The organism is Nostoc sp. CHAB 5836 (assembly GCF_020829445.1).
Classification (GTDB): domain Bacteria; phylum Cyanobacteriota; class Cyanobacteriia; order Cyanobacteriales; family Nostocaceae; genus Nostoc.
Map to the genome: position 1 here is coordinate 13,851 of NZ_JAIVFV010000055.1, position 26,305 is coordinate 40,155.

The 26,305-nt window shown below is 42.0% G+C and carries 17 protein-coding genes and 1 pseudogene; 12 read left to right on the top strand and 6 right to left on the bottom strand.

Translation table 11 applies throughout. The features are described from left to right. Window positions 1-1,006 precede the first annotated feature (1,006 nt). From LC605_RS13370 to LC605_RS13405, 8 genes and pseudogenes are all read left to right on the top strand, one after another. Window positions 1,007-3,061, top strand: a pseudogene (locus LC605_RS13370) (beta strand repeat-containing protein); the annotation flags it as partial. A 623-nt stretch (window positions 3,062-3,684) separates the two neighbouring features. Continuing rightward, a complete protein-coding gene (locus LC605_RS13380; protein WP_267868521.1) occupies window positions 3,685-5,997 on the top strand; it encodes a calcium-binding protein in 2,313 nt (770 codons plus the stop codon). Window positions 5,998-6,392: 395 nt separating this feature from the next. Then, window positions 6,393-6,524, top strand: a complete 132-nt coding sequence (locus LC605_RS32945) for a hypothetical protein (protein WP_267868522.1) — start codon at window positions 6,393-6,395, stop codon at window positions 6,522-6,524. Next, the gene (locus tag LC605_RS13385) at window positions 6,496-8,952 is read left to right on the top strand and encodes a calcium-binding protein (RefSeq protein ID WP_267868523.1); all 2,457 of its coding nucleotides are present in this window, start codon (window positions 6,496-6,498) and stop codon (window positions 8,950-8,952) included. The genes LC605_RS32945 and LC605_RS13385 overlap by 29 nt, the downstream gene beginning before the upstream one ends. 537 nt (window positions 8,953-9,489) lie before the next feature. Continuing rightward, window positions 9,490-9,621: a hypothetical protein gene (locus tag LC605_RS32950; RefSeq protein WP_267868524.1), complete on the top strand. Its 132-nt coding sequence runs from the start codon at window positions 9,490-9,492 to the stop codon at window positions 9,619-9,621. Continuing rightward, a complete protein-coding gene (locus LC605_RS13395; RefSeq protein ID WP_229548021.1) occupies window positions 9,593-11,698 on the top strand; it encodes a calcium-binding protein in 2,106 nt (701 codons plus the stop codon). The genes LC605_RS32950 and LC605_RS13395 overlap by 29 nt, the downstream gene beginning before the upstream one ends. 932 nt (window positions 11,699-12,630) lie before the next feature. Then, window positions 12,631-13,266, top strand: a complete 636-nt coding sequence (gene tmk, locus LC605_RS13400; RefSeq protein WP_229548033.1) for a dTMP kinase — start codon at window positions 12,631-12,633, stop codon at window positions 13,264-13,266. Window positions 13,267-13,547: 281 nt separating this feature from the next. Beyond that, entirely contained in the window at window positions 13,548-14,234 is a 687-nt protein-coding gene (locus LC605_RS13405; protein ID WP_229548022.1) for a HupE/UreJ family protein, read from the top strand. Window positions 14,235-14,263: 29 nt separating this feature from the next. Here LC605_RS13405 and LC605_RS13410 read toward each other — a convergent pair whose 3' ends face one another. Both LC605_RS13410 and LC605_RS13415 read right to left on the bottom strand, forming a co-directional pair. After that, window positions 14,264-14,611 (bottom strand): hypothetical protein, encoded by a 348-nt coding sequence (locus LC605_RS13410; protein WP_229548023.1) that lies wholly within the window; start codon window positions 14,609-14,611, stop codon window positions 14,264-14,266. Window positions 14,612-14,969: 358 nt separating this feature from the next. Then, complete coding sequence (locus LC605_RS13415; protein WP_229548024.1) at window positions 14,970-16,457, bottom strand: CIA30 family protein; 1,488 nt, start codon at window positions 16,455-16,457, stop codon at window positions 14,970-14,972. A 490-nt stretch (window positions 16,458-16,947) separates the two neighbouring features. Here LC605_RS13415 and psaK point away from each other — a divergent pair, with 490 nt between their 5' ends. Beyond that, complete coding sequence (gene psaK / locus LC605_RS13420; protein WP_229548025.1) at window positions 16,948-17,208, top strand: photosystem I reaction center subunit PsaK; 261 nt, start codon at window positions 16,948-16,950, stop codon at window positions 17,206-17,208. 143 nt (window positions 17,209-17,351) lie between these two features. On the opposite strand, the gene LC605_RS13425 is transcribed toward psaK, so the two are convergent. The 4 genes from LC605_RS13425 to hemN all read right to left on the bottom strand — a co-directional run bounded on the left by LC605_RS13425 (window position 17,352) and on the right by hemN (window position 21,965). Next, entirely contained in the window at window positions 17,352-18,092 is a 741-nt protein-coding gene (locus tag LC605_RS13425) for a DUF3891 family protein (RefSeq protein ID WP_229548026.1), read from the bottom strand. A 595-nt stretch (window positions 18,093-18,687) separates the two neighbouring features. Beyond that, window positions 18,688-19,380 (bottom strand): manganese catalase family protein, encoded by a 693-nt coding sequence (locus LC605_RS13430; RefSeq protein ID WP_229548027.1) that lies wholly within the window; start codon window positions 19,378-19,380, stop codon window positions 18,688-18,690. A 165-nt stretch (window positions 19,381-19,545) separates the two neighbouring features. Further along, window positions 19,546-19,824, bottom strand: coding sequence for a GlsB/YeaQ/YmgE family stress response membrane protein (locus LC605_RS13435; RefSeq protein WP_229548028.1), 279 nt, complete (start codon window positions 19,822-19,824; stop codon window positions 19,546-19,548). A 758-nt stretch (window positions 19,825-20,582) separates the two neighbouring features. Further along, on the bottom strand, window positions 20,583-21,965 hold the full coding sequence (gene hemN, locus LC605_RS13440; protein WP_229548029.1) for an oxygen-independent coproporphyrinogen III oxidase: 1,383 nt from the start codon (window positions 21,963-21,965) through the stop codon (window positions 20,583-20,585). 309 nt (window positions 21,966-22,274) lie between these two features. Here hemN and LC605_RS13445 point away from each other — a divergent pair, with 309 nt between their 5' ends. The 3 genes from LC605_RS13445 to LC605_RS13455 all read left to right on the top strand — a co-directional run. Beyond that, complete coding sequence (locus tag LC605_RS13445; protein ID WP_229548030.1) at window positions 22,275-22,850, top strand: Uma2 family endonuclease; 576 nt, start codon at window positions 22,275-22,277, stop codon at window positions 22,848-22,850. A 204-nt stretch (window positions 22,851-23,054) separates the two neighbouring features. Continuing rightward, window positions 23,055-25,031 carry an aspartate kinase gene (locus LC605_RS13450; protein ID WP_229548031.1) on the top strand — a complete coding sequence of 659 codons (1,977 nt, stop codon included), beginning with the start codon at window positions 23,055-23,057 and terminating at the stop codon, window positions 25,029-25,031. Between the two features lie 472 nt (window positions 25,032-25,503). Continuing rightward, window positions 25,504-26,305: serine/threonine-protein kinase (locus LC605_RS13455; protein ID WP_229548032.1), on the top strand; the 802-nt coding region annotated here is incomplete at its 3' end.

A 26,305-nucleotide genomic window follows, 5' to 3' on the forward strand; every position in this document is an offset into this window, starting at 1 on the left:
CTTTATGTATTGCTTGTCAACATAATTATTATTAACACGCAAAATTCAGTACTTTTAGATACAATTTTCGTAAATAATGTGAAGAATATGTAAAGATGCTTATTTAACCATAGACATTTAAGTAAGATATTCGCTATGTATTATATTGTGTAGTATTTAAGTATTATCTATTTTCAAACTACACACCCACGTATAATAGCCCACAAGGAGGGTATAAAAATCTCTTTGGCGAGATTAAGAGTCAACAGTTGACTATTTTCTCTTCTAGTAAGCTGATGTGAGTCTAAATTGTACATTTTGGTGTTAAGACCGTCCTTTGTCAATTGTCATCTGTCCTTGAAAATACAAATAACTCAGGACTTACGCAACTGGCATATTATTTTCAGTTTGTAGTGTTCGCGCAGCGTCTCGTTGGCGCAGCCTAAGAAGAGAAGAGAGGACTAAAGTCCTCAAAATCAGGGCTAAAGCCCTTACTACAAACTACAAACCTGATTTTTTTGTGACACTTGCGTAAGTCCTATAACTAATGACTAATGACAACTCTCTCCTGAAAGAGACGCTGCGCCTAGCTTGCTTGGCCGGAGGGGTACACCAGTAAATATACAATTTAAATGTCTAACAGCTTAGGACTTAGGCGCTGGCAAAAAACCAAATATGAAGTGTCGCTTTTAGGTATTCAATTGTGAAATTTTTCGATACTTGTTGAGTGATTTCTGCTGAACAAGGATGATTAATTTAGCCTGAAATGACCGATTATTCTGAACGCAGAGGCTGATGAATTTGTACAGTGCTTAAGATTTAGATAGTTTGAGATATTTAGATAGTTGCTATTTACAAGCCTTGGAATAGGCTGAGTCTTCGAGAAATATTACTGATCCTCAATGGTGACGTATAAAGTATGCCGAAAACCTCAAATTTCGGCAGGTTCTTTGTGCCCCAAAACAGCACAAACAGCAGTTTGAGAACTTACAGTTACTGAAAAAATCGATTTAGCTAGGTAAAAGTTATGGCAAATATAATTGGAACCAACGGTAATGATACTTTACTGGGAAGTGACGAATCAGACACGATCAATGGTAAAGAAGGCAACGATACCATCACAAGTAGTGAGGGCAACGACACGCTGACTGGTGGTGGTGGTAATGATCAATTTGTTTACAACAACGGCTACTACTACTACAACAGCAAGACTGATATCATCACAGATTTTGGTGGCGTAGGTAAAAGCGTAAATCCCTCGGCAGCAGTCATTGCCGAAGTAGACACCCTAACATTCCAGGGCGATCGCTTCACTGCCCAAAATCTGCTGCTTACCCAGAATGGCAGCAATCTGGAAATTATGTTTGAACCGGCGTATAGTACAAATATCAAAGTCATCCTGCAAAACTTTACCTTGGAAAACCTGAATAACCTCAGCAAATCTACAGGAGCCACTGTAGACTTGGGCAATATCCTGTTTGATGGGCAAACTAGCATCACCAAGAGCTTTGATGTCTTCAGTGCCAACTCCACCCAAAGCACTATCTTCAACAAAAATACAGTAACCTTCCTTAACGATCTGAACAATAATGTTAAAGGCTTTGACAACTCTGATGATGTAATTAATGGTCAGGGAGGTAATGACAAAATCGACGGCAAAAGTGGCAACGACCTGCTGAGGGGGGGACTGGGGAATGATACCTTGATTGGTGGTGCGGGGAATGACATCCTAAGGGGTTATAGAGGGAATAACTACCCCACTGGTGTTGCAAGGGATGGAATCGAGAAGACTTCGGGGAATGACTCCCTCGTTGGTGGTAGTGGGAACGATAGCTTGAATGTTGATTTTTCAACAGGTGATAACACCCTCGTTGGTGGTAGTGGGAACGATAGCTTGAATGTTGATTTTTCAACAGGCGATAACACCCTCGTTGGTGGCGCTGATAACGATGGCTTGAGTGCTGGCGCTTCCCAGGGCAATAACTTCCTCTCTGGGGGAAATGGCAATGATATTCTTTACACCTCTTACGTTGAAGATAACTCCGGCGGACCGGGGGTTATTAGCTCAACAGGCAATAACACTCTCAACGGCGGCGCTGGTGACGATACCTTGAATGCTGGGTCTCCATTAGGGAATAACCTACTTTTTGGGGGCGATGGCAATGATTACCTTGACACCTCTGGCGATTACGGCAGATACTCAGCTTTTTTCCCATCAGGCAATAACACTCTCATTGGTGGCGCTGGTGACGATAGCTTGAGTGCTGGTCTTTCATCAGGCGATAACCTACTCTCTGGAGGCGATGGCAATGATTCTCTTGACACCTCTGGCGATTACGGATACGGCGGACTGATCCCATCCGAAGGTAATAACACCCTCAACGGTGGTGCTGGTGACGATTACTTGAATGCTACCCTTTCAATAGGGAATAACTTCCTCTCTGGGGGTGATGGCAATGATACCATTGATGCCAGCACGATATTTGCAGATACTATCCCCTATTTTTCAGTGACTCAAGCGGTAGATGGGGGTAAAGGGGACGATTTATTGTCTTATAGTTCCTCTGACGATCCTACAAGAGGAATCACTTCGACATTTGATCCTAGTACTAACATTGGCTCAATTACGGCGGGCACGAATCGGGTTAGCTACAAAAATATCGAACGATTAAATATCTCAGGTACAGACTACGATGACAATATTGTGGGGAGCAACGGTAATGATATCCTCAAAGGCAATAACGGTAATGATAGTCTCTATGGAGGATCTGGTACTGATACCTTTGCTTTCAATAGTTTCAGTGAAGGCATTGATAGAGTATACGACTTCAACGCGACTAATGAACTGATTCAGATATCGGCTGCTGGTTTTGGTGGCGGGTTATCAATCGGTTCACTTGAGAAAAGTCAGTTTACCATCGGAACATCTGCAACCACTAGCGAAGAGCGATTTATCTACAACAGCGCTACAGGTGGACTGTTCTTTGATTCTGATGGCAGTGCGTCTGGGTTTACTCAGGTACAATTTGCTTTAGTTACTGCTGGATTATCTCTAAGCGAAAAGAATTTTGTGGTTGTTTAATTGTGATAAGTAGGTGGACACAATTATTTATAAAACGCATTTCGACAACTCTACCAGACGCCCAAGGGACGCTCAATGCTCGATACTTTGAGAAGACGAGGGTTGAGCGAAGTCGAAACCCGGCAATCGAAGTGAGGTTTAATTTAGTCCTTCTACTTAGGACTTACGCAAGTGTCACAAAAAAATGTCAACTGGCACATCTACTTCAATTACAACTTAATGCTTGTAAGCTTTGATTTATCACCATTAGAACCAAATTAGTTATGTGTGACAGTTTTGAGATTAATGTGCCAGTTGCATAAGTCCTGTGTGATTAGCGTTCTGCCATCACTCTAGGCACATAATGTGAAGTTCTCAATAGATCAAGAATGCTGAATGCTGAGTTGAAACATCGCCCACAAGGGGCGGGGCTTCTACCAAATACAGAAGTACTGAGTAACTCTTAATTAACTCGGCACTCAGCACTGAGTAGGGTGAATCTTCGAGAAAAAATTTCACCCTGAACGGTTACCTATAAAGTATGCCGAAAACCTAAAATTTCGGCGGGTTATTTCCAAAAACAGCACAAACAGCAGTTTCAGAACTGAAGTTACAGAAAAAATCGATTCAGCTAGATAAAAATTATGGCAAAGATCAAAGGCACAGACGGCTCGGACAGCATTAACGGAAAAGTATGGGATGATACCATCACTGCCTCGCAAGGCAATGATACCCTCACAGGTGGCGGTGGCAATGATAAATTTGTTTACAAAGATGACTACTACAACCGCAAGACTGATATCATCACCGATTTCGGTCGAGTAGCTAAAGGAACAAACTCCACAGCAGCAGTCATTGCCGAAGTGGATACCCTAATATTCCAGAGCGATGGCTTGACTGTCCAAAATCTGCTGCTGGCCCAAAATGGCAACAATTTAGAAATCACCTTTGAAAAGGGGAGTACTCTCAAAGTCATCTTGCAAAACTTTGCTCTGCAAAACCTAAATAACCCAAGCTTATCTACAGGAGGCACTTTCGGCTTAGGTAATATAGAGTTTGATAACCAGACCAGCATCACCAAGAGCTTTGATGTCTTCAATGCCAACTCCACCCAAAGCACTATCTTCAAAAAAAACACAGCCACCTTCCTTAACGAGTTGAGCAATAATGTTAGCGGCTTTGATAACTCCAATGATGTCATCAATGGTCAGGGGGGTAATGACAAAATCGATGGCAAAAGTGGCAACGACATACTGAGGGGTGGTGTGGGGAATGATACCCTCATTGGTGGTGCAGGGAATGATACATTGAAGGGTTATACGGGGATTGACTCCCTCAAGGGTGGTATTGGTGACGATCGCTTGTATACTGACGGTTCATTAGGCAATAACACCCTCAACGGTGGCGCTGGTGACGATACCTTGAATGCTCAGTTTTCATCAGGCGATAACTTACTCTCTGGTGGCGATGGTAATGATTTTCTTGACATCAGTGGGTATGAGGATTTTGATAAATACGGTAACGAGATTCAACAAGTCCCCTCATTAGGCAATAACACTCTCAACGGTGGCGCTGGTGACGATACCTTGAATGCTCAGTTTTCATTCGGAAATAACCTCCTATCTGGGGGAAACGGCAATGATTTCTTCGATCTCAGCAGCATATTAGCAGGTAGTATCCGCGATCTTTCACTGACTTCTTTAGTGACTGAAACGGTAGATGGGGGTATGGGTAACGATGTGTTGAGAGTTAGTTACCATGAGAGCTATACGAGTAGCTCTCGCTCTCCCGAGGGAATCACAACGATTTTCAATGCTACAGATAACATTGGCTCAATTACCTCCGGCAAGAATCGGGTTAGCTATAAGAATATCGAAGGATTAAATATCCAAGGTACAAGGTACGACGATTTGATTGTTGGGAGCAATGGCAACGATACGATCGACGATAGGATCAACGATAGATTCAATGCGCCGGGCTATAGCTATGGCAATGATACGATCGATGGGGGTATAGGTGACGATGTGTTGACAGTTCGTTACGATAACTATACTGACAATACTCAGGGAATCACAACGATTTTCAATGCTACTACTAATATTGGCTCCATTACGGCGAGCGCGAACAATCAGGTTAGCTACAAAAATATCGAACGATTAAATATCTATGATACTGCTTTTGATGACTTAATTGTGGGGAGCAATGGCAATGATACCATCTATGTGGGCGAATTTTACAATGAAAGCTTCCGAGAGAGCGGTAGTAACAATGATACCATCGATGGGGGTGTAGGTGACGATTTATTGACAGTTAATTACGTTAATTACTATGAGGACGAGGCCTATGCGAGTGGCCCTAATGAGGGAATCACAACGACTTTCAATGCTACTACTAATGTTGGCTCCATTACAGGCGGCGCGAAATATCAGGTTAGCTACAAAAATATCGAACGATTAAATATCTCAGGTACACAATACGATGACAATATTGTGGGGAGCAATGGCAACGATACGCTCTCTGCGTCTGCGGGCTATTATTGGATCTATGGTGACAATGATAATGATACTATCGATGGGGGTAAGGGTGACGATATGCTCTCTGGGGGCCATGGTGACGGCAATGACAGCCTAATTGGAGGCGATGGTACCGATACCTTTGCGTTCGGTTATGGTTTCGATCAAAAAATTGATACTATTTATGATTTCAACGCCACTAATGAACTCATTCAAGTATCAGCTTATCATTTTGGTGGCGGGTTATCAATCGGTTCACTTTCAGCGACTCAGTTTACCATCGGAACATCTGCCACTGCTAGCGAAGAGCGATTTATGTACAACAGCGCTACGGGTGGACTGTTCTTTGACAAAGATGGCAGTGCGTCTGGGTTTACTCAGGTACAATTTGCTTTAGTTACTGCTGGATTATCTCTAACCGAAAAGAATTTTGTGGTTGTTTAATTGTGATTGGCGTTCTGCCATCACTCTAGGCACATAATGTGAAGTTCTCAACAGATGAAGAATGCTGAATGCTGAGTTGAAACATCGCCCACAAGGAAGGGGCGGGGCTTCTACCAAGTACACAAGCACTGAGTAACTCTTAGAGGATGTTTTAAAAGTGTTTTGCTGTGACTTTAGGCACTTTTAGATCCCCCCTACCCCCCAGTTTATCGGGGGAACCGGAATCAAAGTCCCCCGATAAATTGGGGGACTTAGAGGGATCTAGAACTTTTGATACCGACAATAGGACTTTTAAAATATCCTCTTAATTCACTCGGCACTTAGCACTCACTACTCAGCACTGAGTAGGGTGAATTTTCGAGAAAAAATGTCACCCTCAAGGGTGACATCAAAGGATGTTGAAAGTGTTTACTTTCGGCGGGTTATTTCCAAAAACAGCACAAACAGCATTTTCAGAACTGAAGTTACAGAAAAAATCGATTCAGCTAGATAAAAATTATGGCAAAGATCATTGGAACCAACGGTAACGATACTTTAGAAGGCATCGGCAACTCGGACAATATTAACGGAAAAGCAGGCAATGATACCATCATTGCCTCGTGGGGCAATAATACCCTCACAGGTGGCGGTGGCAATGATAAATTTGTTTACAAAGATGACTACTACTACGACAAGACTGATATAATCACCGATTTCCGTCGAGTAGCTAAAGGAACAAACTCCACAGCAGCAGTCATTGCCGAAGTAGACACCCTAATATTCGAGAGCGATCGCTTCACTGTCCAAAATCTGCTGCTGGCCCAGAATGCCAAGGATTTAGAAATCACCTTTGAAAAGGAGTATCCTCCCAAAGTCATCTTGCGAAACTTTGCTCTGCAAAACCTAAATAACCCAAGCTTATCTACAGGAGCCACTTTCGGCTTAGGTAATGTAGAGTTTGGTAACCAGACTAGCATCAGCAAGAGCTTTGATGTCTTCAATGCCAACTCCATCCAAAGCACTATCTTCACAAAAAACACAGCCACCTTCCTTAACGAGTTGAACAATAATGTTAGCGGCTTTGATAACTCCAATGATGTCATCAATGGTCAGGGGGGTAATGACAAAATCGATGGCAAAAGTGGCAACGACATACTCAGAGGTAGCGTGGGGAATGATACCCTTATTGGTGGTGCAGGGAATGATACATTGAAGGGTTATACGGGGATTGACTCTCTCCTTGGTGGTATTGGTGACGATCGCTTGTATGTTGACCCTTCATCAAGCAATAACTTCCTCTCAGGTGGCGACGGTAATGATTTACTTAACACCGATGGCTATGATCGCGATTCTTACTATCCTGACAATATCATCGGTGGCGCTGGTGATGATACCTTGTCTGCTCAGTATCTTCGCGATCCTTTGTATTTTTTCTATCTAGCTGACAAGATCAACGCATCAGACAATAACACCCTGATCGGTGGCGCTGGTAATGATACCTTGTATGCCCGCAGTTCATCAGGCTATAACTTGCTCTCTAGCGGCGATGGTAATGATTTTCTTGACACCAGTAGCTATTCTTTATCCTATGATGATAACACCAGCTCGAAGTCTCTAATCCCTTCATCAGGAAATAACACTCTCAACGGTGGCGCTGGTGATGATCGCTTGTATGCTCGCTTTTCATTGGGAAATAATCTCCTATCTGGGGGCGATGGCAATGATTTCTTCGATCTCAGCAACATAGTGGCAGATAGTACCCGCGATTTTTCACCGACTTCTTTAGTGACTGAAACGGTAGATGGGGGTATAGGTGACGATGTGTTGACACTTAGTTACGATAACCCTACTCAGGGAATCAGAACGACATTCAATGCTACTGATAACATTGGCTCAATTACCTCGGGTACGAATCGGGTTAGCTACAAGAATATCGAAGGATTAAATATCTCAGGTACTTACTACGATGATTTAATTGTGGGGAGCAATAGCAACGATACGATTAATGATACGATGTTTTCTTATTATTCAGGCAATGATACGATTGATGGGGGTATAGGTGACGATTTATTGATAGCTAATCTCATTGACCCTACTGAGGCAATCACAACGACATTCAATGCTACTACTAACATTGGCTCAATTAACTGGGGCACGAAGAATCAGATTAGCTACAAAAATATCGAACGATTAAATATCTCAGGTACACAATACGATGACTTGATTGTGGGGAGCAATGGTAACGATACCATCGATGTGAGCGGTAGGGGCGATGATACCATCGATGGGGGTATAGGTGACGATTTATTGACAGTTAGTTTCAATAGAGACTATAGGACTCGCTATACCAAGGGAATCACAACGACATTCAATGCTACCACTAATATTGGCTCCATTACAGACGACACGAAGAATCAGGTTAGCTACAAAAATATCGAACGATTAAATATCTCAGGTACTGGCAACGATGATTTTATTGTGGGGAGCAATGGCAACGATACGCTCTATGGGGGCTATTATGGCAATGATACCCTGATAGGTGGCGATGGCAACGATAACCTGTATGGAGAAGATGGTAATGATACCCTGATAGGTGGCGATGGCAACGATAACCTGTATGGAGAAAATGGTAATGATACTTTGTATGGAGGAGCTGGTAATGATATCTTTGCTTTCAGTAGATTCTATTATTTGAATACAGGCATTGATACATTCTATGACTTCAACCCCACCAATGACCTGATTCAGATCAAGGCTAATTATTTTGGTCCTAGTTTTCCAATCGGTTCACTTGCAGCGACTCGATTTACCATCGGAACATCTGCAACCACTAGCACTCAGCGAATTATCTATAACAATATTACAGGTGCGCTGTACATTGACCAAGATGGTAGTGGGCGTGCGTTCACTCAGGTACAATTTGCACAATTAGAGGGTGGAGTCTCACTAACCGAAAAGAATTTTGTGGTTGTTTAACTGTGATTAGCGTTCTGCCATCACTTTAGGCACATAATGTAAAGTTCTCAATAGATGAAGAATGCTGAATGCTGAGTTGAAACATCGCCCACAAGGGGCGGGGCTTCTACCAAGTACAGAAGTACTGAGTAACTCTTAGAGGATGTTTTAAAAGTGTTTCGCTGTGACTTTAGGCACTTTTAGATCCCCCCTACCCCCCCGATAAATTGGGGGAAGAATCAAAGTCCCCCGATAAATTGGGGGATTTAGAGGGATCTAGAACTTTTGATACCGACAATAGGACTTTTAAAATATCCTCTTAATTCACTCGCCACTTAGCACTCACTACTCAGCACTGAGTAGGGTGAATCTTCGAGAAAAAATGTCGCCCTCAAGGGTGAGATCAAAGGCAATACTGCGTAGGTTTTGGAAAATCGTAGGTTGGGTTGAGGCAATGCGTTACCCAACAAAGCCCCCCAAATGTTGGGTTTCGTTCCTCAACCCAACCTACACGGGTTAAGGTTTTTGGGCTTAACCGAGCAGTATTGAGATCAAAGGATGTTGAAAGTGTTTACTTTCGGCGGGTTATTTCCAAAAACAGCACAAACAGCATTTTCAGAACTGAAGTTACAGAAAAAATCGATTCAGCTAGATAAAAATTATGGCAAACATCATTGGAACCAACGGTAACGATACTTTAGAAGGCACTTACGCCTCGGACAAAATTAACGGAAAAGCAGGCAATGATACCATTATTGCCTCGGAGGGCAGTGATAGGCTCACAGGTGGCGGTGGCAATGATAAATTTGTTTACAAAGATGACTACTACTACTACAGCGACTTGAACTACTACCTCTACTACAGCAAGATTGATACCATCACCGATTTCGATCAAGTAGCTAAAGGAACAAACTCCACAGCAGCAGTCATTGCCGAAGTGGACACCCTAATATTCCAGAGCGATGGCTTCACTGTCCAAAATCTGCTGCTGACCCAAAATGGCAACAATTTAGAAATCACCTTTGAAAAGGGGAGTACTCTCAAAGTCATCTTGCAAAACTTTGCTCTGCAAAACCTAAATAACCCAAGCTTATCTACAGCAGGCACTTTCGGCTTAGGTAATATAGAGTTTGATAACCAGACTAGCATCACCAAGAGCTTTGATGTCTTCAATGCCAACTCCACCCAAAGCACTATCTTCAACGAAAACACAGTCACCTTCCTTAATGAGTTGAACAATAATGTTAGCGGCTTTGATAACTCCAATGATGTCATCAATGGTCAGGGGGGTAATGACAAAATTGATGGCAAAAGTGGCAACGACATACTGAAGGGAAATGTGGCTAACGATACCCTTATTGGGGGTGCAGGGAATGATACATTGAGGGGTTATACGGGGGTTGACTACTTCGCAGATCCCTACTACAAGTATAGATATATACCAAGAGGTTATACGGGAAATGACTCCCTCTTTGGTGGTATTGGTGACGATCGCTTGTATACTGACGGTTCATCAGGCAATAACACCCTCAACGGTGGCGCTGGTGACGATAGCTTGAACGCTAGCTTTTCATATGGGAATAACTTACTCTCTGGTGGCGATGGTAATGATTTTCTTGACACCAGTGCGTATTATTATTATGATGAGGTAAATGACTTCTCTGGAGTTCTGTCATCGGGAAATAACACTCTCAACGGTGGCGCTGGTGATGATCGCTTGAACGCTAGATTTTCATCCGGAAATAACCTCTTATCTGGGGGCGACGGCAATGATTTCTTCGATCTGAGCAGCATATTTTTCTCCGATCTCATCGGCATATTTGGATATAATACCCGCGATTCTTCAGTGACTTCTTTAGTGACTCAAACGGTAGATGGGGGTATAGGTGACGATGTGTTGACAGTTGGTTACTTTAATAGTAACAAGAGCTATGGTCGTTACTACCAGGGCACCACTAGCAATAGCTTTACCGAGGGAATCATAACGACATTCAATCCTACAGATAACATTGGCTCAATTACCTTCGGTAAGAATCGGGTTAGCTATAAGAATATCGAAGGATTAAATATCCAAGGTAGCTACTACGATGATTTGATTGTGGGAACCAATGGCAACGATACTCTCTCTGCTGCAGGCCATGTTGACAATGATACCATGGATGGGGGTAAGGGTGACGATTTGTTGATAGTTGATTATTCTTTTGGCTATAGCGAGGGAATCACAACGACATTCAATGCTACAGATAACATTGGCTCAATTACCTTCGGTAAGAATCGGGCTAGCTACAAAAATATCGAACGATTAAATATCTTTGGTACATACAGCAATGACTTAATTGTAGGTACTAATGGCAACGATACCTTGGAGGGCTATGGTGGCAATGACATCCTAATTGGAGGCGATGGTACTGATACTTTTGCGTTCGGTAGTTTTGGTAGTATTAGGTTCAGTAAGGATTACTATCAAGGACTCGATTATGGTTACGATCGAGGAATTGATACTATTTATGATTTCAACGCCACTAATGAACTGATTCAGATCCAGGCTTATTATTTTGGTAGTGATTTATCAACCGCTTCACTTGAGAAAAGCCAGTTTACCATCGGAACATCTGCAACCACTAGCACTCAGCGAATTATCTATAACAATATTACAGGTGCGCTGTACATTGACCTAGATGGCAGTGACGGTTGGTTCACTCAGATACAATTTGCACAATTAGAGGGTGGACTCTCACTAACCGAAAAGAATTTTGTGATTGTTTAACTGCTGTGCGTGGGTTTAGAGGATGTTTGAAAAGTCCTCTTCTTGGTCGCAAAACGTTTTAGATCCCCCTAAGTCCCCCGATAAATTGGGGGACTTTGATAGATATTTTTCCGGTTCCCCCCTTATTAAGGGGGGCTAGGGGGGATCCAATTCTATGCAGCTTCATAAAAAATTGGTATGAGTATTTTTTATTTGGAAGTACCTTACAGAAAAAATCGATTTAGCTAGATAAAAATTATGGCAAAAAATCATTAGACATCTCCGACAAAAAATGTAGAGACGTAGCACTGCTACGTCTCTACAAGGATTATGGATAACGCATATTTAATTTCACTCCTATGTCTATTGACTATTTTTTGAATTCAAAATTCACGCATTCAAAATTTCAGAAATAATTTTGAATTGTTTAATTTAAGGATACAAGCAGGGCTATTTCATTCTAGACATAAACAACTTAACGTGAAAGTTATGTCCCGCAAGGAATTGAAGTTCCTTGCTAATAGCGAAAGTCATCTCAAAGATGACTAAATAATCGGAAAAATTTTTAGTCTAAACTCCAGACGCAAGTGTGACAAAAAATAAAAGCTTTTAGTTTGTAGTAAGGGCTTCAACCCTGATTTTGAGGACTAAAGTCCTCACTACAAACTCCAAATAATATGCCAGTTGCGTAAGTCCTATCTACTTCTGTAGACTTTACCTAAAAGCCAAAGAACTTTAGTTCAAGGCGGGTGGCGAAGCCAACAGATAGGCATTTCTAGGCTTTTGTTGACACCAATGGGGTTGACCATACCCCCGCCGGACGTTTGGGAAAAGCAGATAGATGAATTACTCAGCACTTTGATCTGGTTATATTGCAGGTTAAGATTTTACACTTCGCGCTATTCTTGATAAAACGTCGGCGAACAAGTTTATTGCAGCGAACACAAAAAAGCATGGGTGGCAAATTAATTGTATTTGAAGGGGTGGAAGGCTGTGGCAAAACCAGCCAAATACACCTTTGTTCTGAGTGGTTGGAAAGTTTAGGTGTTTCTGTGGTGGTAACTCGTGAACCAGGGGGAACAGAGTTAGGTTTACATCTTCGCCGCTTGTTATTAGAAAAGGCAGAGGATAGACCAGTTGCACAAGTCACAGAACTCTTGTTATATGCTGCTGACCGATCGCAACACGTTGAACAAGAACTCAAACCAAACCTCGCCGCCGGTAAATATATTTTATGCGATCGCTACACTGACTCTACCATTACCTACCAAGGATATGGTCGCGGTCTGAACATGAGTTTAATCAATCAGCTTAACAATATTGCAACTGGTGGTTTAGAAAGTGACCTAACTATTTGGCTAGATGTCGATATCGAAGTAGGACTGTCCCGCAAACTCTCAGACCAAGTAGGACTAGACCGCATTGAACAAGAAACTATCGCTTTTCATCGGCGCGTTCAGCAAGGATACGCACATTTAGCAGCATCCTATCCCTCACGAATTGTACGGGTAGATGGCAGCCTAAGTAAAGAAGCTGTACAACAGGTAATTCAAGGAATTTTGCGTGTACATTTGAAGGGGTCGCCGTAGACATCACCTCAAATGTAGAATTAAGTAGAGCGACGCAAATAAAGCTAACTAGCTGAGGCTGTCATTTGTCATTTGTCATTTGTCATTTGTCATTTATAAGGGTTTAAGGTGTATTTACGTTTCGTAATATAGTTTTGTTTATTTTTGCTAAGTTTTTTTAACGTATAAAAAAGTACTTATATTTGGGATGAGGGTAGTGTAATCTGGCATTATTACCACGTTAGTTTGTTTGAGTATGTGGGTAGTATAAATTACCGAAAAAACTAATTTGGCAGATGGTAATGTTCAAAACTAAATTATCACAATCCCGTGCTTGGGAGGAATTTTACACCTTGAAGTTAATGCATCGCCATATTGGGGCGATCGCAGCTTTAATTTTAATTAGCTTACTGAGTTCATTGAGTCGAACACCAATTGACCATACTATCTCTAACTACTGGGAAGGCTTTCTGTGGGGATTGGCAGATCCAGTAATTAGCTTGGATTGTTTAGTTGGTATTGTTGCTATTGGCTTACTCTCATCTGTCTTTGTTGGTGGCGCTGCGATCGCTGGATATTATGTCTTAGCAACAATTTTGGGCGTTGTAATTCATTTGTTCCAGCTAAATTTACCAGGCACAGAAATAGCGATCGCCATTTCTACCATCGTTTTTGGTACTATGCTGATGATGTCGAATCAACCAAACTTTATGGTACTTGCTCTAGTGGCCATCAGTGCTGGTTTATTTCAGGGTTACGCTGATGCTGAATCTATTATTGGGGTAGGAATGATGCCACTAGTTACCTATATACTAGGCATTACCTTAACTCTGTTTGCGGTTGCCATGAGTGCTAGAGATATTGGTCTTGCAATGGGTATGGGAAAAATAAACCGAATTTTACCCTGGAAAATGAGCATTGCTGGCTTGGCTTTGTGTGCGATCGGCATTGTCTTTTTGAGCAATTCGATCTCTAAGACTTACCTATGAAAAACCTGTATTTTACACAATAAAAATCTTTAGCGTGATTCTAATTTAGCAACTCGCTCCTCTAATTCATTGACTTGTTGCTTCAATTCAACCACCAAAGTTGCAAGTCGATCAAACATCCGATCTTGCTGTGATAAGTTCCCTCTAGAACCAGTTGACTGTCTTGGAGTCAGTGTTGTTCTTGGGGATGGAAATTGACGGCTTTGACCAAGTTGAGATTCTATCTGGTTTAACCGTGACTCCACACGATTAAAGTCCGCTTCTAGGTTGTTGATGCGGGACTCCACTTGCTGCGATGAGGCAGTTTTGGAAAAAAAACTGCCCCAGACAATTGTTACTAAAATCCCGGCGATTACTAGCACCTTGATTTTGTTCATATCAATAACTGACTTCTGACAATAGCCTATATAACCCCTGACTTTTCACGTTATGTGGAAAAGTCTACCAAAAACCTAACCCCCTAACCCCCTTCCCGATGCGGGAAGGGGGAAATTCAAAGTCTCTCTCCTTTTAGGAGAGAGATTTAGAGAGAGGTTTTCCAGATGCCGTGAAAAGTCAGATATAACCCAATACGCTTGGGATAAGACTAAAACCCTTGTCTAGTGGACAGTGTAGAGACGTTGCAATGCAACGTCTCTACAGGTCTATGGTTCTCCAGAAAATCCTTAACCCAAGCGTATTGCTATATAACCAAGCTTTACTGCTATGCTTACAGACTATAAATCTATGGATATTTCATTTTTTATCCGGTTGTAAGTTAGAAAATAAATTCTGCCAATCGATAGAGTTGACAGTATTTTCTCCCTGTTTAACCTCAAATGTAACGTTAGACGCTTTTTCTAGTTTTAGCGCTTGCACACAAAGTTCTGCCACATCCTCACGGCTGATTTTGCCTCTAATATTGTCACCTTGCTCAAATATTAATTCCTTACCACCTATGTCTTCAGTTAAAGCACAAGGTCTAATAATCGTATAAGGAATTCCGCTTTCTCTTAAACTATCTTCTCCCTTCAACTTCCAAGTTAAAATTCCTCCTAATTGGTCATTTAATTTGACTGCTGGAGGTTCTTCATCTAAATTAATACCAGGGCGACCGGGACGAGTTACGCCTGCGGAACTGACAAGGATAAATTGTGGTAAAGTTGTTCCGCCATAAGCTTTAATTGATTCCAACTGGAAAGCAAAACCACCTGGGGAAAATTTGGGATTTAAAGCGCCATCGTATTCAAATTTGCTCAACATCAGTTGAAATGAGCAAATTCTATTCTGCTCAATTGGCGGTGCATCTTTAACAACTTTTGCCCGAAAGACGGGAATCAAATCTGCAAAGGAAATGGGAATATCTATCCAGGTGTTAGCTACTGTATCAAAGGAATAGCTGTAGCCAATACCGTCCCATTTGGTATCTGTCCGTAGGAAGATTTTATAACGCTGACCGTCACCTTTGACGCGCAATTTCACACCTTCGTAACCAGATAAATTGAAGGGTGGATCAAAATTCTTGGTTCTGACAGAAGCAAATCCGCCAGAGTTAGCGGTGGAGACATTACCAGCAAATAAAGCTGCACTTTCTACTAATTGGATATTACTGGCACTTACGCCACCCATGACGACATCATCCAAGGCCCCCCAGTTATCCTTTAATTCTGCTGATGGCTTGGTGAAATCAAATATTAGTTTTTCCTTTGCTTGGGGTAAATATTTTGCGGCCCCTTGAACTAAGTTTTTGACACCTTGATATTCTACATTTTCGGGAGTGTCGCCAACAATTTCGGGTTGGTAAAATTTAACACCTTGATAGTATTTGGCTCTATCTGCTGTATCTCCCTCAACTGGTTGTACACGCACTGCTGTACAACAAACTACAGCTTGGATATCAGCCATAACTAAAGGACTTAAAGTTTCTGGTTGCGTAATATCCGCAACTACTAAATCTATATCATTACCAAGAATTGACCGCGCTTTGTCAATGTCTCGAACTAGGGCGCGAACTTTATAACCTTGTTGGAGCGATCGCTGCACCACTCGTTTACCGACACCACCTGTTGCACCTGCTACTAATATTACACCCACGTTTCTTCCTCCATTGGGTCTATCTTGATTATCCTTAGGACGACCTTGGATTAACTGCTGTACCCAGTTAAGGAAAGGAATTACCTCGAAGTAAGTCAGGGTTTCGATAAACCTGCCTAAGTCCCATTGAGAACGATTTTTCTCAGTCATCTTTGCGTCCTCATAACTTTCTTCACTTTAACAATTTTGGCAGTGGGGGGTGACCAGGGTGGTTTCATACGAAGAAAGAAAAATACATAAGTCTTGATTTCTCGTTTTGTAGCATGGCTTTTTACCCCTCTCCAAACCTCTCCCCGTTTCGGGGAGAGGCTTTGAAACCCAGTTGTTGTTTTTCTCTGCTTGTATGAAACCACCCTACCCTTTTTAAGGGGGGTTAGGGGGGATCGGGGTTTCAGGTTTTGAGTGCGTAAGTCCTGAAAGAGAAAGAAAATGTTGGGTTTCTACGAATATTCTTAACCGAACAGTATTGGGAGATGGGGAAGAAATAAGCAATGCCCAATGCCTAATGAGTTAGTGATGTTGTATTAAGTAGTAAGAACAACTGTTAAATATTGATGCAAAATTATGTACTTTCTGGAATTTGCTTCAAAAAGTTTCAGATTATATTTTCAATCATGAATAAATTTCAGGAGCAAATCAGGTGTTTACTTCAACCTTACTCGCTGCTGCAACCACACCCTTGGAATGGAGTCCTACGGTTGGGCTGATTATAATTCTCGCTAATATCGTTGCCATTGCTTTTGGCAAATCTACCATCAAGTATCCCAACGCAGAACCAGGACTACCCTCAGCCAATTTCTTTGGTGGCTTTGGTTTGCCAGCCCTTTTAGCAACTACTGCCTTTGGTCATATCTTAGGAGTGGGCGTTGTCTTAGGGCTGCATAATCTGGGGAGAATTTAGGTTCTTACCCAAACTAACCTTTATTTGATGATTTTTTTGTCTCCAGCTTTGAGCCAGACAACTAATTTTCTGGCTCTTTTTTTTTGAACCTAGCCCTCTCAAAGCATTCTGGGAGGGGTTCAAAATTATTATCGTCTGTCTATTTAACTCTTAACAAATGTCCACTCTAGTACCTTGATAGGGGCTTTTTGTAGTGCTTGAGTTAGTTCGGCGCTGCTCTTAAATTTTACCTGGGAGAGGTCGCAGGCTTCGACGTTGACGGTGAATTTATCGTCTTGGAAGGGCCAGGGTTTAACAACAACTAGGTTATCACTGCGCTGCATGATGTCATAGCGCTGACCTTCAGGGCCCTTGCTAATTTCCAAAAACCGCTCATCAGCAGGTAGTTCCTGCTGACAAAGGATGAGAGAAAGGCGATCGCACCATTGCATAAATGCATAAGCGGCATCAACTTCTTCCTTCTCCATGCCCAGTTCCTGGCGCCAACGTTGCTGGTTTTGAAGTTGCTCGTCTAAAAGTTTGTCTAGCTTGGAACCCTTACCCCGGCTTGGCTCATGCAAACGGCTGATATGCATGGAAGTTAATAGAGCCACCCATCGTCCACGGTAAAGGGCATTCTTTGCCACTTTAGCCAATTTATCGACACCAGCATCTACATTGGTATTTGAGTTGAGGGTGAAGTCCATTGGCGCACCTGCTTCAGTCAAAATGTCTTCTTCCCACTCTTTTTCTAAGTCATCGTGATGGGAAATTGCCGCTAGGGTTTCATATAATCTTGCTGGAGCATCTTTGCGTCGCCATTGTCCTGCCAGTTGAGCTGCTAATAAAGCATGGGCACGATGATAAATGACTTCCCACCCATTTGGTGTAGCGTTGACAATCACAACTTAATCTCCTGATTCTGAGTTTTGCTTTTGAGTTGAATTAATTTCTGAAGTCAGAAACGTCGGGGTAGATTTGAAGAGGCGATCGCTCTAACTTGTTAAATTAGGACTTACGCAACTGGCATATTATTTGGAGTTTGTAGTGGGGACTTTAGTCCTCTTTCATCAGGGCTGTTCGCGGAGCGTTCCCGTAGGGTAGCCCTGACTACAAACTAAAAGCTTTTATTTTTTGTGACACTTGCGTAAGTTTTATAGATCTCTTGCATAAATCAAACAATTTGAACCCCAAAGAGCCAAAGCTACACTTTGTCTCCCTTCCCGAAGAGCCTACCGTGTATACACAAGTCGGCAGACCTCTCCCCAAACCCCTCTCCGAGGCGGAGAGGGGCTTTGAAGATTGACTTCCCAACCCTTGAAGGGAAGGGGCTGGGGGTTAGGTCTGAGAGCGCTTTGAGTAAAATAAGTCACTTGTGTATACACCATAGCGCGAAGAGCGGGGTGGGCTGTTTGCCCACCGGACGATTGGGAGTTTTCAAAATCTCCCAAAAATCTCTTTGGTTCAAATCAACCCACACTCTAACTGCAACCTATGCAATTAAGAGTGACTTTCTAACGGATTGGCAACGTATTTGAATGTTGGCTCAGAATTCCAAGGGCCGCGTTCATCTTTACCATTTCCGTTTGTAGATAAGTTGTAGTAGAGAGCAACAGTTTCATCTGGCTTAATATTACCAAAGAATGGATCTGTCAGCTTACCTAGGGAATCTAGAGCTTTCATAAACATCTGGGTATGAGAGATTTCTCGTGTTAATAGATGCACTAAAGTCTCTTGGGTTCCTTTGTCGGTTGCCAACTTGATTAATGCTTCATAAGTCTGACGAGCGCCAGCTTCTGCTGCAACGTTAGCTCTTAAATCACGCACTACATCTCCACCCTCGTTCAAGTAACTTGCAGTCCAAGCAGTGCCCTGGCTATCTAGAAAATGAGGCCCAACCCCTCGGACTGCAAAGAGAGTACTTTTATAAGCCTCAGTTTGATCGACATTTTTAGTATGAGCTTCGATGAGTTTACCAACCATTTCTAAATGGCTGAATTCCTCGATCGCAATGTCTTGGAGCATATCTTTAATTCCAGCATTTTCGACATGGAATGATTGAACCCAATATTGAAGTGCTGCACTAAGTTCTCCAGTAGCTCCACCAAACTGCTCTAGAAGTAACTGAGCAAAACGAGGGTTTGCTTCAGTAACGTTAACTGCATGAATAGGCTCTTTTTTGTGAAAAAACATAGATTTACACTTCCAAAAATTATGATGTTAGAGAAGGGATTGACTAGTCTCCTAATATTTTTCCAGATGGAGCTAATTTGATGTTTGATAGCTTTTGAGACTGGTCAACTAGAAGACTAATGAAATACAGCAGTCATGTCCGCGTTAATAACTGGCAATCAGCAGTTAGGCATTGCTGCTTCTTCTAATTAATCCCCATAGATAAATAGCCACAGTTGCGCCAATCACAGCCACTAAAATACCAGGAAGAGTTAAACCAGCGCCAGCCGCAGTAATTTGCAGAGTTCCTGTTCGTAGCAAGGTAAACAGAGTTCCGCCGACGAAAGCACCAATGATACCTAAAATCATGGTGGAGAGAATTCCGCCGCCTTGATAACCAGGATAAATAGCTTTAGCGATGGCACCTGCTAAAATTCCTAAAACTATCCAAGCAATAATACTCATAACTGCCTCAACAATCTCACTTGTATCTAAGTTATCAAGTCTGATTCAAAATTCTTTCTACCAGATGGGATAAATGCTAAATCCAAAAGTTAGACAACGGAGTTGACATCAATTAAATAAATGGATAGAATCTGACATTTTATTTTTAGCATAAAAACCCTCAGAAAAATTTTGCCAGGATGATATATAAATCAGCAATTTATTTAACACCTAATACAATAATTTCATAGAAGTAATATATTTTTTATATCTATCTTCAGATGTAAAATATTCTCTAACTTTTTGTAGATGCATTAAAATGATTTGTAGTTGTTGATTATTTAAATCCCCTCAACCGTTATTTTTAAGGTAGATTGAGAGATGATAGCTAGCATTTAGCCAAAATGCTCAGAAGTGGTATCAAGTCAGGGCTATTTCATTGTCATCTAGCCCGCCTCAGAATCAATTCTGAGTCTAAGAGGTTGTTTTAAAAGTAGTTAGCTGTATCTTTGCACTCGTTGATCCCCCCTAACCCACCTTAAAAAGGGGGGAACCAGAATTCAACGGACTCTAGCTGTGAGGCCGGAACTTCAGTTGCGGGTGGTTTATGTCTAGAATGAAATAGGCCTCAATACTGCTCGGTTAAGCCCAAAAACCTTAACCCGTGTAGGTTGGGTTGAGGAACGAAACCCAACATTTGGGGGGATCTGTTGGGTTTCGTTCCTCAACCCAACCTACGATTTTCCAAAACCTACGCAGTATTGAAATAGCCCTGGGTATCAAATTGCGCGTGAGAATTTTGTCTCTCGCATTCTTGTGTGAGTATCAAAAATAACCGCAATATTTCTGACTAGTAATCTACCGATGTCTGTAATTTGGATCTGATTTTTTGATAAATTAACAAGACCATCAGCTTCTAATGGTTTTAACGCCTCTAGCTCCTCGGAGAAATATTCATCAAAATTGATATAATATTTGTTTTCAATGTCTTGCTTCTGCAACTGAAAATGAGACATAATACTCATGATTACATCTCGTCTGATCATGTCATTGGGAGTAAGCTTGATACCTTTACTAACAGGTAAAGCACCTGCTGCAAGTGTTTGATAATAATCCTTTAATTCCTTGTGATTTTGGGCATAAGCATCTTCTAGCATACTGATAGATGTAGCACCAAAACCAAAGAGTTCTGTCTGGGCGTGGGTGGTGTAGCCTTGGAAATTGCGTTTAAGAGTGCCATTGCGTTGAGCGATCGCTAGTTCGTCATTACTTTTGGCAAAATGATCCATCCCAATAAATAGATATTGGTGATTCGTCAATTCTTCAATGGTCATTTTCAGAATTGCTAACTTTTCCTCTGCTGGGGGTAGCGCCTCTTGAGGAATATTTTTTTGCGTAGGTTTGAGCCACGGTACATAGGCAAAGTTAAAGACTACAATTCGGTCAGGATCTAATTGAATAGTCTTTTTCAGCGTCTCCCGAAATGTGTCGCTCTTTTGATAAGGTAAACCATAAATTAGGTCTACATTCACACTTTCAAACTTAGCTTCTTTGATCCAACTCATCACATCAAATAGCATTTCTTCTGGCTGGACACGATTTACAGCTACTTGAACTTGGCTATTAAAATCTTGAATACCAAAACTAATCCGGTTAAACCCAATCTGTCTCAGAAAGAAAATGTAGTTTTTATCGATATACCGGGGATTAATCTCAATTGAGATTTCTGCTTGTGAATCGATGTTGAAATAGCGATTGATGTTTTTCCATAATAATTCTACTTGGTGAAGCTCCAAGTAATTAGGAGTACCACCTCCCCAGTGTATTTGCAACACTTTTCTATCTGGATCGATTAAAGCTGCGGTGTTTTTAATGTCTTGAACCAAAGACTCCAAGTAAGGTTTAGCAATATTCTTGTTGTTGGAAATTACCGTATTACAGCCGCAGAAATAGCAAGCACTTTGGCAAAATGGGATGTGGAAATATAAACTCATAGGAGTTTTGCGTTGATTCGATGCTGCGATCGCGGTCTTAAAATCAGTTTCAGTGAATGTTTCCCTTAACTCTGTAGCGGGTGGGTAACTGGTGTATCTAGGTGCGCGAGTGTTGTACTTTTGAATCAGATCCAAATCAAACTTGACACCAGGTAATAGAAAAACCATTGAGTTGCTTTCCAATGAATGAGGGAGATGAGGGAGATGAGGGAGATGAGGGAGATGAGGAGGATGAGGGAGTGGGAGAAGAACTATTGCCCTATGCCCATAGGCATTATTAGCTTCTGCAACAATCCGTTCTGCTGTTATATCATCAACGGGTAATGCATTTAATGCCTGACGATACTTATCCTTAAATTAATACCCTTGACTTTGTGAAAAATTGTAGTTGGGTTAAGCAAAGCGCAACCCAACACCAAGAATCGTTGATAGCGCTATTGTAGAAATCAGCGTCACTCAATCCTTGAAGTTTCAACCATGATAGCCCCGCCCAAAGAAAACTACTTTACTCCTGAAGAGTTCCTCCAAATGGAGGAACAAAATCCTGTTAAACATGAATACATCGACGGCTACATCTACGCAATGGCTGGAGCGCTTGATCCACACGTTACTATTGCTGGAAACCTGTTTGCTCTCCTGCGTAATCATGTACGCGGATCTGGTTGTCGTGTTTACATCGTTGATATGAAAGCCCGAATTGAATATCTGAATCGCTTTTATTATCCCGATGTTATGGTTACTTGCGACCAACGAGATCAAGAAACACCAGCTTATAAGAAATTTCCTTGTTTAATTGTGGAAGTTTTATCTAATTCTACTGAAGCTTTTGACCGGGGCGATAAATTCGCCGATTATCAAACACTGGAAAGTCTACAAGAATATGTCTTAATTAATACAAAACGTCAGCGAATCGAGTGTTTTCGACGCAATGAACAAGGGATGTGGGTTTTACAATCCTACACATCAGAACATAAATCATTTCGACTCAACAGCGTCGATTTTGAGGAAACAATGGCAGCACTCTACGAAGATGTAGTTTTTGAACAATTATGATGGGGTATTCTGCACGATATTTATTAACACTGCAACGTATTCATCCCACGCCTGAAGGACGTATGTGAGTTCCCAAGTCACCCACAGACAGACTCGTGGGTTTTCTGCTCTAATAGCTGTAAACTATATAACTGATAAGCCTTAAAGGTTTCCTCACCTGGCGGAAGGGTTGATGAAAGTAGGCACAATTGATTAAAAAAAGTTATGGCGCTCATAGTTCAAAAATACGGTGGTACATCTGTCGGTTCAGTCGAACGTATTCAAGCTGTTGCAGGGCGTGTTTATAAAACGGTTAAAGCTGGAAACTCTATCGTTGTAGTGGTTTCCGCAATGGGCAAAACCACTGATGGACTCGTCAAACTAGCTAATGAAATTTCTCCCAATCCTAACCGCCGGGAAATGGATATGCTGCTTTCCACTGGCGAACAAGTAACCATCGCCTTACTCAGTATGGCCTTGCAAGAACTCGGACAACCAGCAATTTCGATGACTGGCGCTCAGGTAGGAATTGTTACCGAAGCCGAACACAGTCGCGCTCGGATTTTGCATATTGAAACTACTCGCCTAAGTCGCCACATAAATGAAGGTAAAGTAGTTGTAGTAGCTGGCTTCCAAGGCATATCTAGCGCTGGAGAAATGGAAATTACGACTTTGGGGCGTGGTGGTTCTGACACTTCGGCGGTGGCGATCGCAGCCGCATTACAAGCAAATTTTTGCGAAATTTATACAGATGTTCCAGGGATTTTAACTACAGACCCCCGCTTAGTTCCGGAAGCTCAGTTGATGGATGCCATCACCTGCAATGAAATGTTGGAACTAGCTAGCTTGGGCGCAAAAGTACTACATCCCCGTGCTGTGGAAATTGCTCGCAACTATGGTGTTCCTTTAGTGGTCAGGTCTAGTTGGACAGATGACCCAGGTACTTGGGTAACATCAGCCAAACCCCAAGGGCGATCGCTGATCAATCTAGAAATTGCTCGTCCAGTGGATAATGTAGAATTTGACACTGACCAAGCAAAGGTCGCTTTATTGCGTGTACCCGACAAACCAGGCGTAGCAGCCAGGTTATTTGGCGAAATTTCTCAACAAAAAGTAGACGTAGATTTGATTATTCAGTCAATTCATGAAGGTAATAGTAATGACATTGCCTTTACGGTGACAACACCAATATTAAAACGGGCAGAAGCAGTAGCAGCAGCGATCGCCCCAGCATTGAGGAGTCAATCTAACCCCAAATTGGACGAAGCCGAGGTAATAGTAGAACATAACATTGCCAAAGTCAGCATCGCAGGTGCAGGAATGATTGGCCGTCCTGGTGTAGCTGCCAAGATGTTCGCCACCTTAGCCAAAGCAGGCGTGAATATTCAAATGATTTCCACCAGCGAAGTCAAAGTAAGCTGCGTAGTAGATGCAGGCGAATGCGATCGCGCCCTCACCGCACTTCGTACCGCCTTTGAGATCGATGCAGGGGAAGCAGGGGGAGATGAGGGAGATGAGGAAGCAGGGGGGGATGAGGGAGATGAGGAAGCAGGGGGAGATGAGGGAGTAGGAAGAGACAAATTAATTCTCTTATCCCCCTCATCCCCCTCATCCCCCTCATCCCCCTCACCCCCCTCACCCCCCTCATCCCCCTCACCCCCCTCATCCCCCTCATCCCCCTCACCCCTCCATCACCTCCCCGTTCGCGGCGTTGCGCTCGATTTGAATCAAGCGCGTCTTGCTATTCGTCAATTACCAGATCGGCCAGGTATGGCGGCAAAATTGTTTGGACTACTAGCGCAGCATAATATTAGCGTTGACATGATTATCCAATCTCAGCGCTGTCGGGTAATTGATGGTGTTCCCAGGCGAGATATTGCCTTTACAGTTTCGCGGATAGACGGGGAAAGTGCAAAACAATTGCTCACCCAAGTAGCGGCAGAATTAGAATGGGGTGAAGTTGTTTTAGATAGTGCGATCGCTAAGGTGAGTATTGTTGGTGCAGGGATGGTAGGACAACCAGGTGTTGCTGCTAAAATGTTTGAAGCTTTAGCCCAACAACAAATCAATATTCAAATGATTGCCACCTCAGAAATTAAAATTAGTTGTGTCGTGGCACAAGACCAAGGTGTTAAAGCTTTGCAAGCTATTCATACAGCCTTTGAACTGGCTGGTAGCGAGAAATTTGTAGTCCCAGTATAAAACCTGACTCAAATCCCCTTTTTGCTATGGATATAGCGGTTCTCAGTTGAGTGAGGTACTGAACCCCACCCCGCCAAAGCTACGCTTTGTCTCCCCTCCCCGCAAGCGGGGAGACGCTAACCCGTTGGCGTCAGCCTAAGAAGAGAAGGCGGTTCGTTAAAAAAATTGACTTTGTAACAAAGTTTTAGCCTTAACCCAAGCGTATTAGATTATAGTCCGTTTTAACGGACTTTAGCTATTAGCCCGGAACTTCAGTTCCGGGTGGTTTATGTCTAGAATGAAATAGCCCTGGGGGTGCAATAACAGTAGAAGTCATAAGTGACACTGCTACTGTCATTGCCAACAATACGGTGTAGAGTCCATACATTTATCTCATTTGAAATTGCTTAATAAATAAATATTTATAGTTTAAAATCGCCAGCAATAACACGTAAGCTATAATCGAGCAATTTATCAGACTATATTTATATTGATGAATAGTCATTTACTGGATGGACATTATCGAATACTAAAAGTTCTCAATGATGGGCAAAAGGGGAAAACCTATCTAGTTGAAGATGTCAATCTTCCTGGCAGCCAATTTCTAGTAAAGCAGTTATGTCCTCCTAGTAGCAATGCTCAAACTTTAACAATCCTGCACCGCTTGTTTGCGAGGAAAGCAGCAACTTTAGAAAAACTTGGACAAGAACATGACCAAATCCAAAAGTTAATTGCTTATTTTGAAGAAAATGAAGAATTCTATATAGTCCAAGAATTCATCTCTGGCAATCCTTTAACTGACGAAATTATCCAGGGACAAACTCTGAAAGAAGACCAAGTAATTAATTTTTTATTAGAAATATTAGAAGTTTTGGTGATTGTACATAGCTACGGCATAATTCATCGGGATATTAAACCAGCAAATATTATTCGCCGTGAGTCAGATAAAAAGTTAGTTTTGGTTAATTTTGGTATTTTTAATGAAGCCATCACTAATACTGTTGACAATCTCGAATATATGCCGATAGAACAAGCTAACGGCAACCTCAAATACAACAGCGATATATATGCTTTAGGTATAGTTGCGATCGCAGCACTTAGAGGTTTATCAGCAAAGGAAATATCTCATTTGCGCAATCAAAAAAATCAGATTACAGGTGAAATAATTTGGCGTAACAGCAATCTAAAAATTAACACAAAATTAGCAAAAATTATTAATAAAATGGTGCGTTTTAACTATCGTAAACGCTACCAGTATGCAACTGAAGTTTTAAACGATCTGAAAAAGATCACAA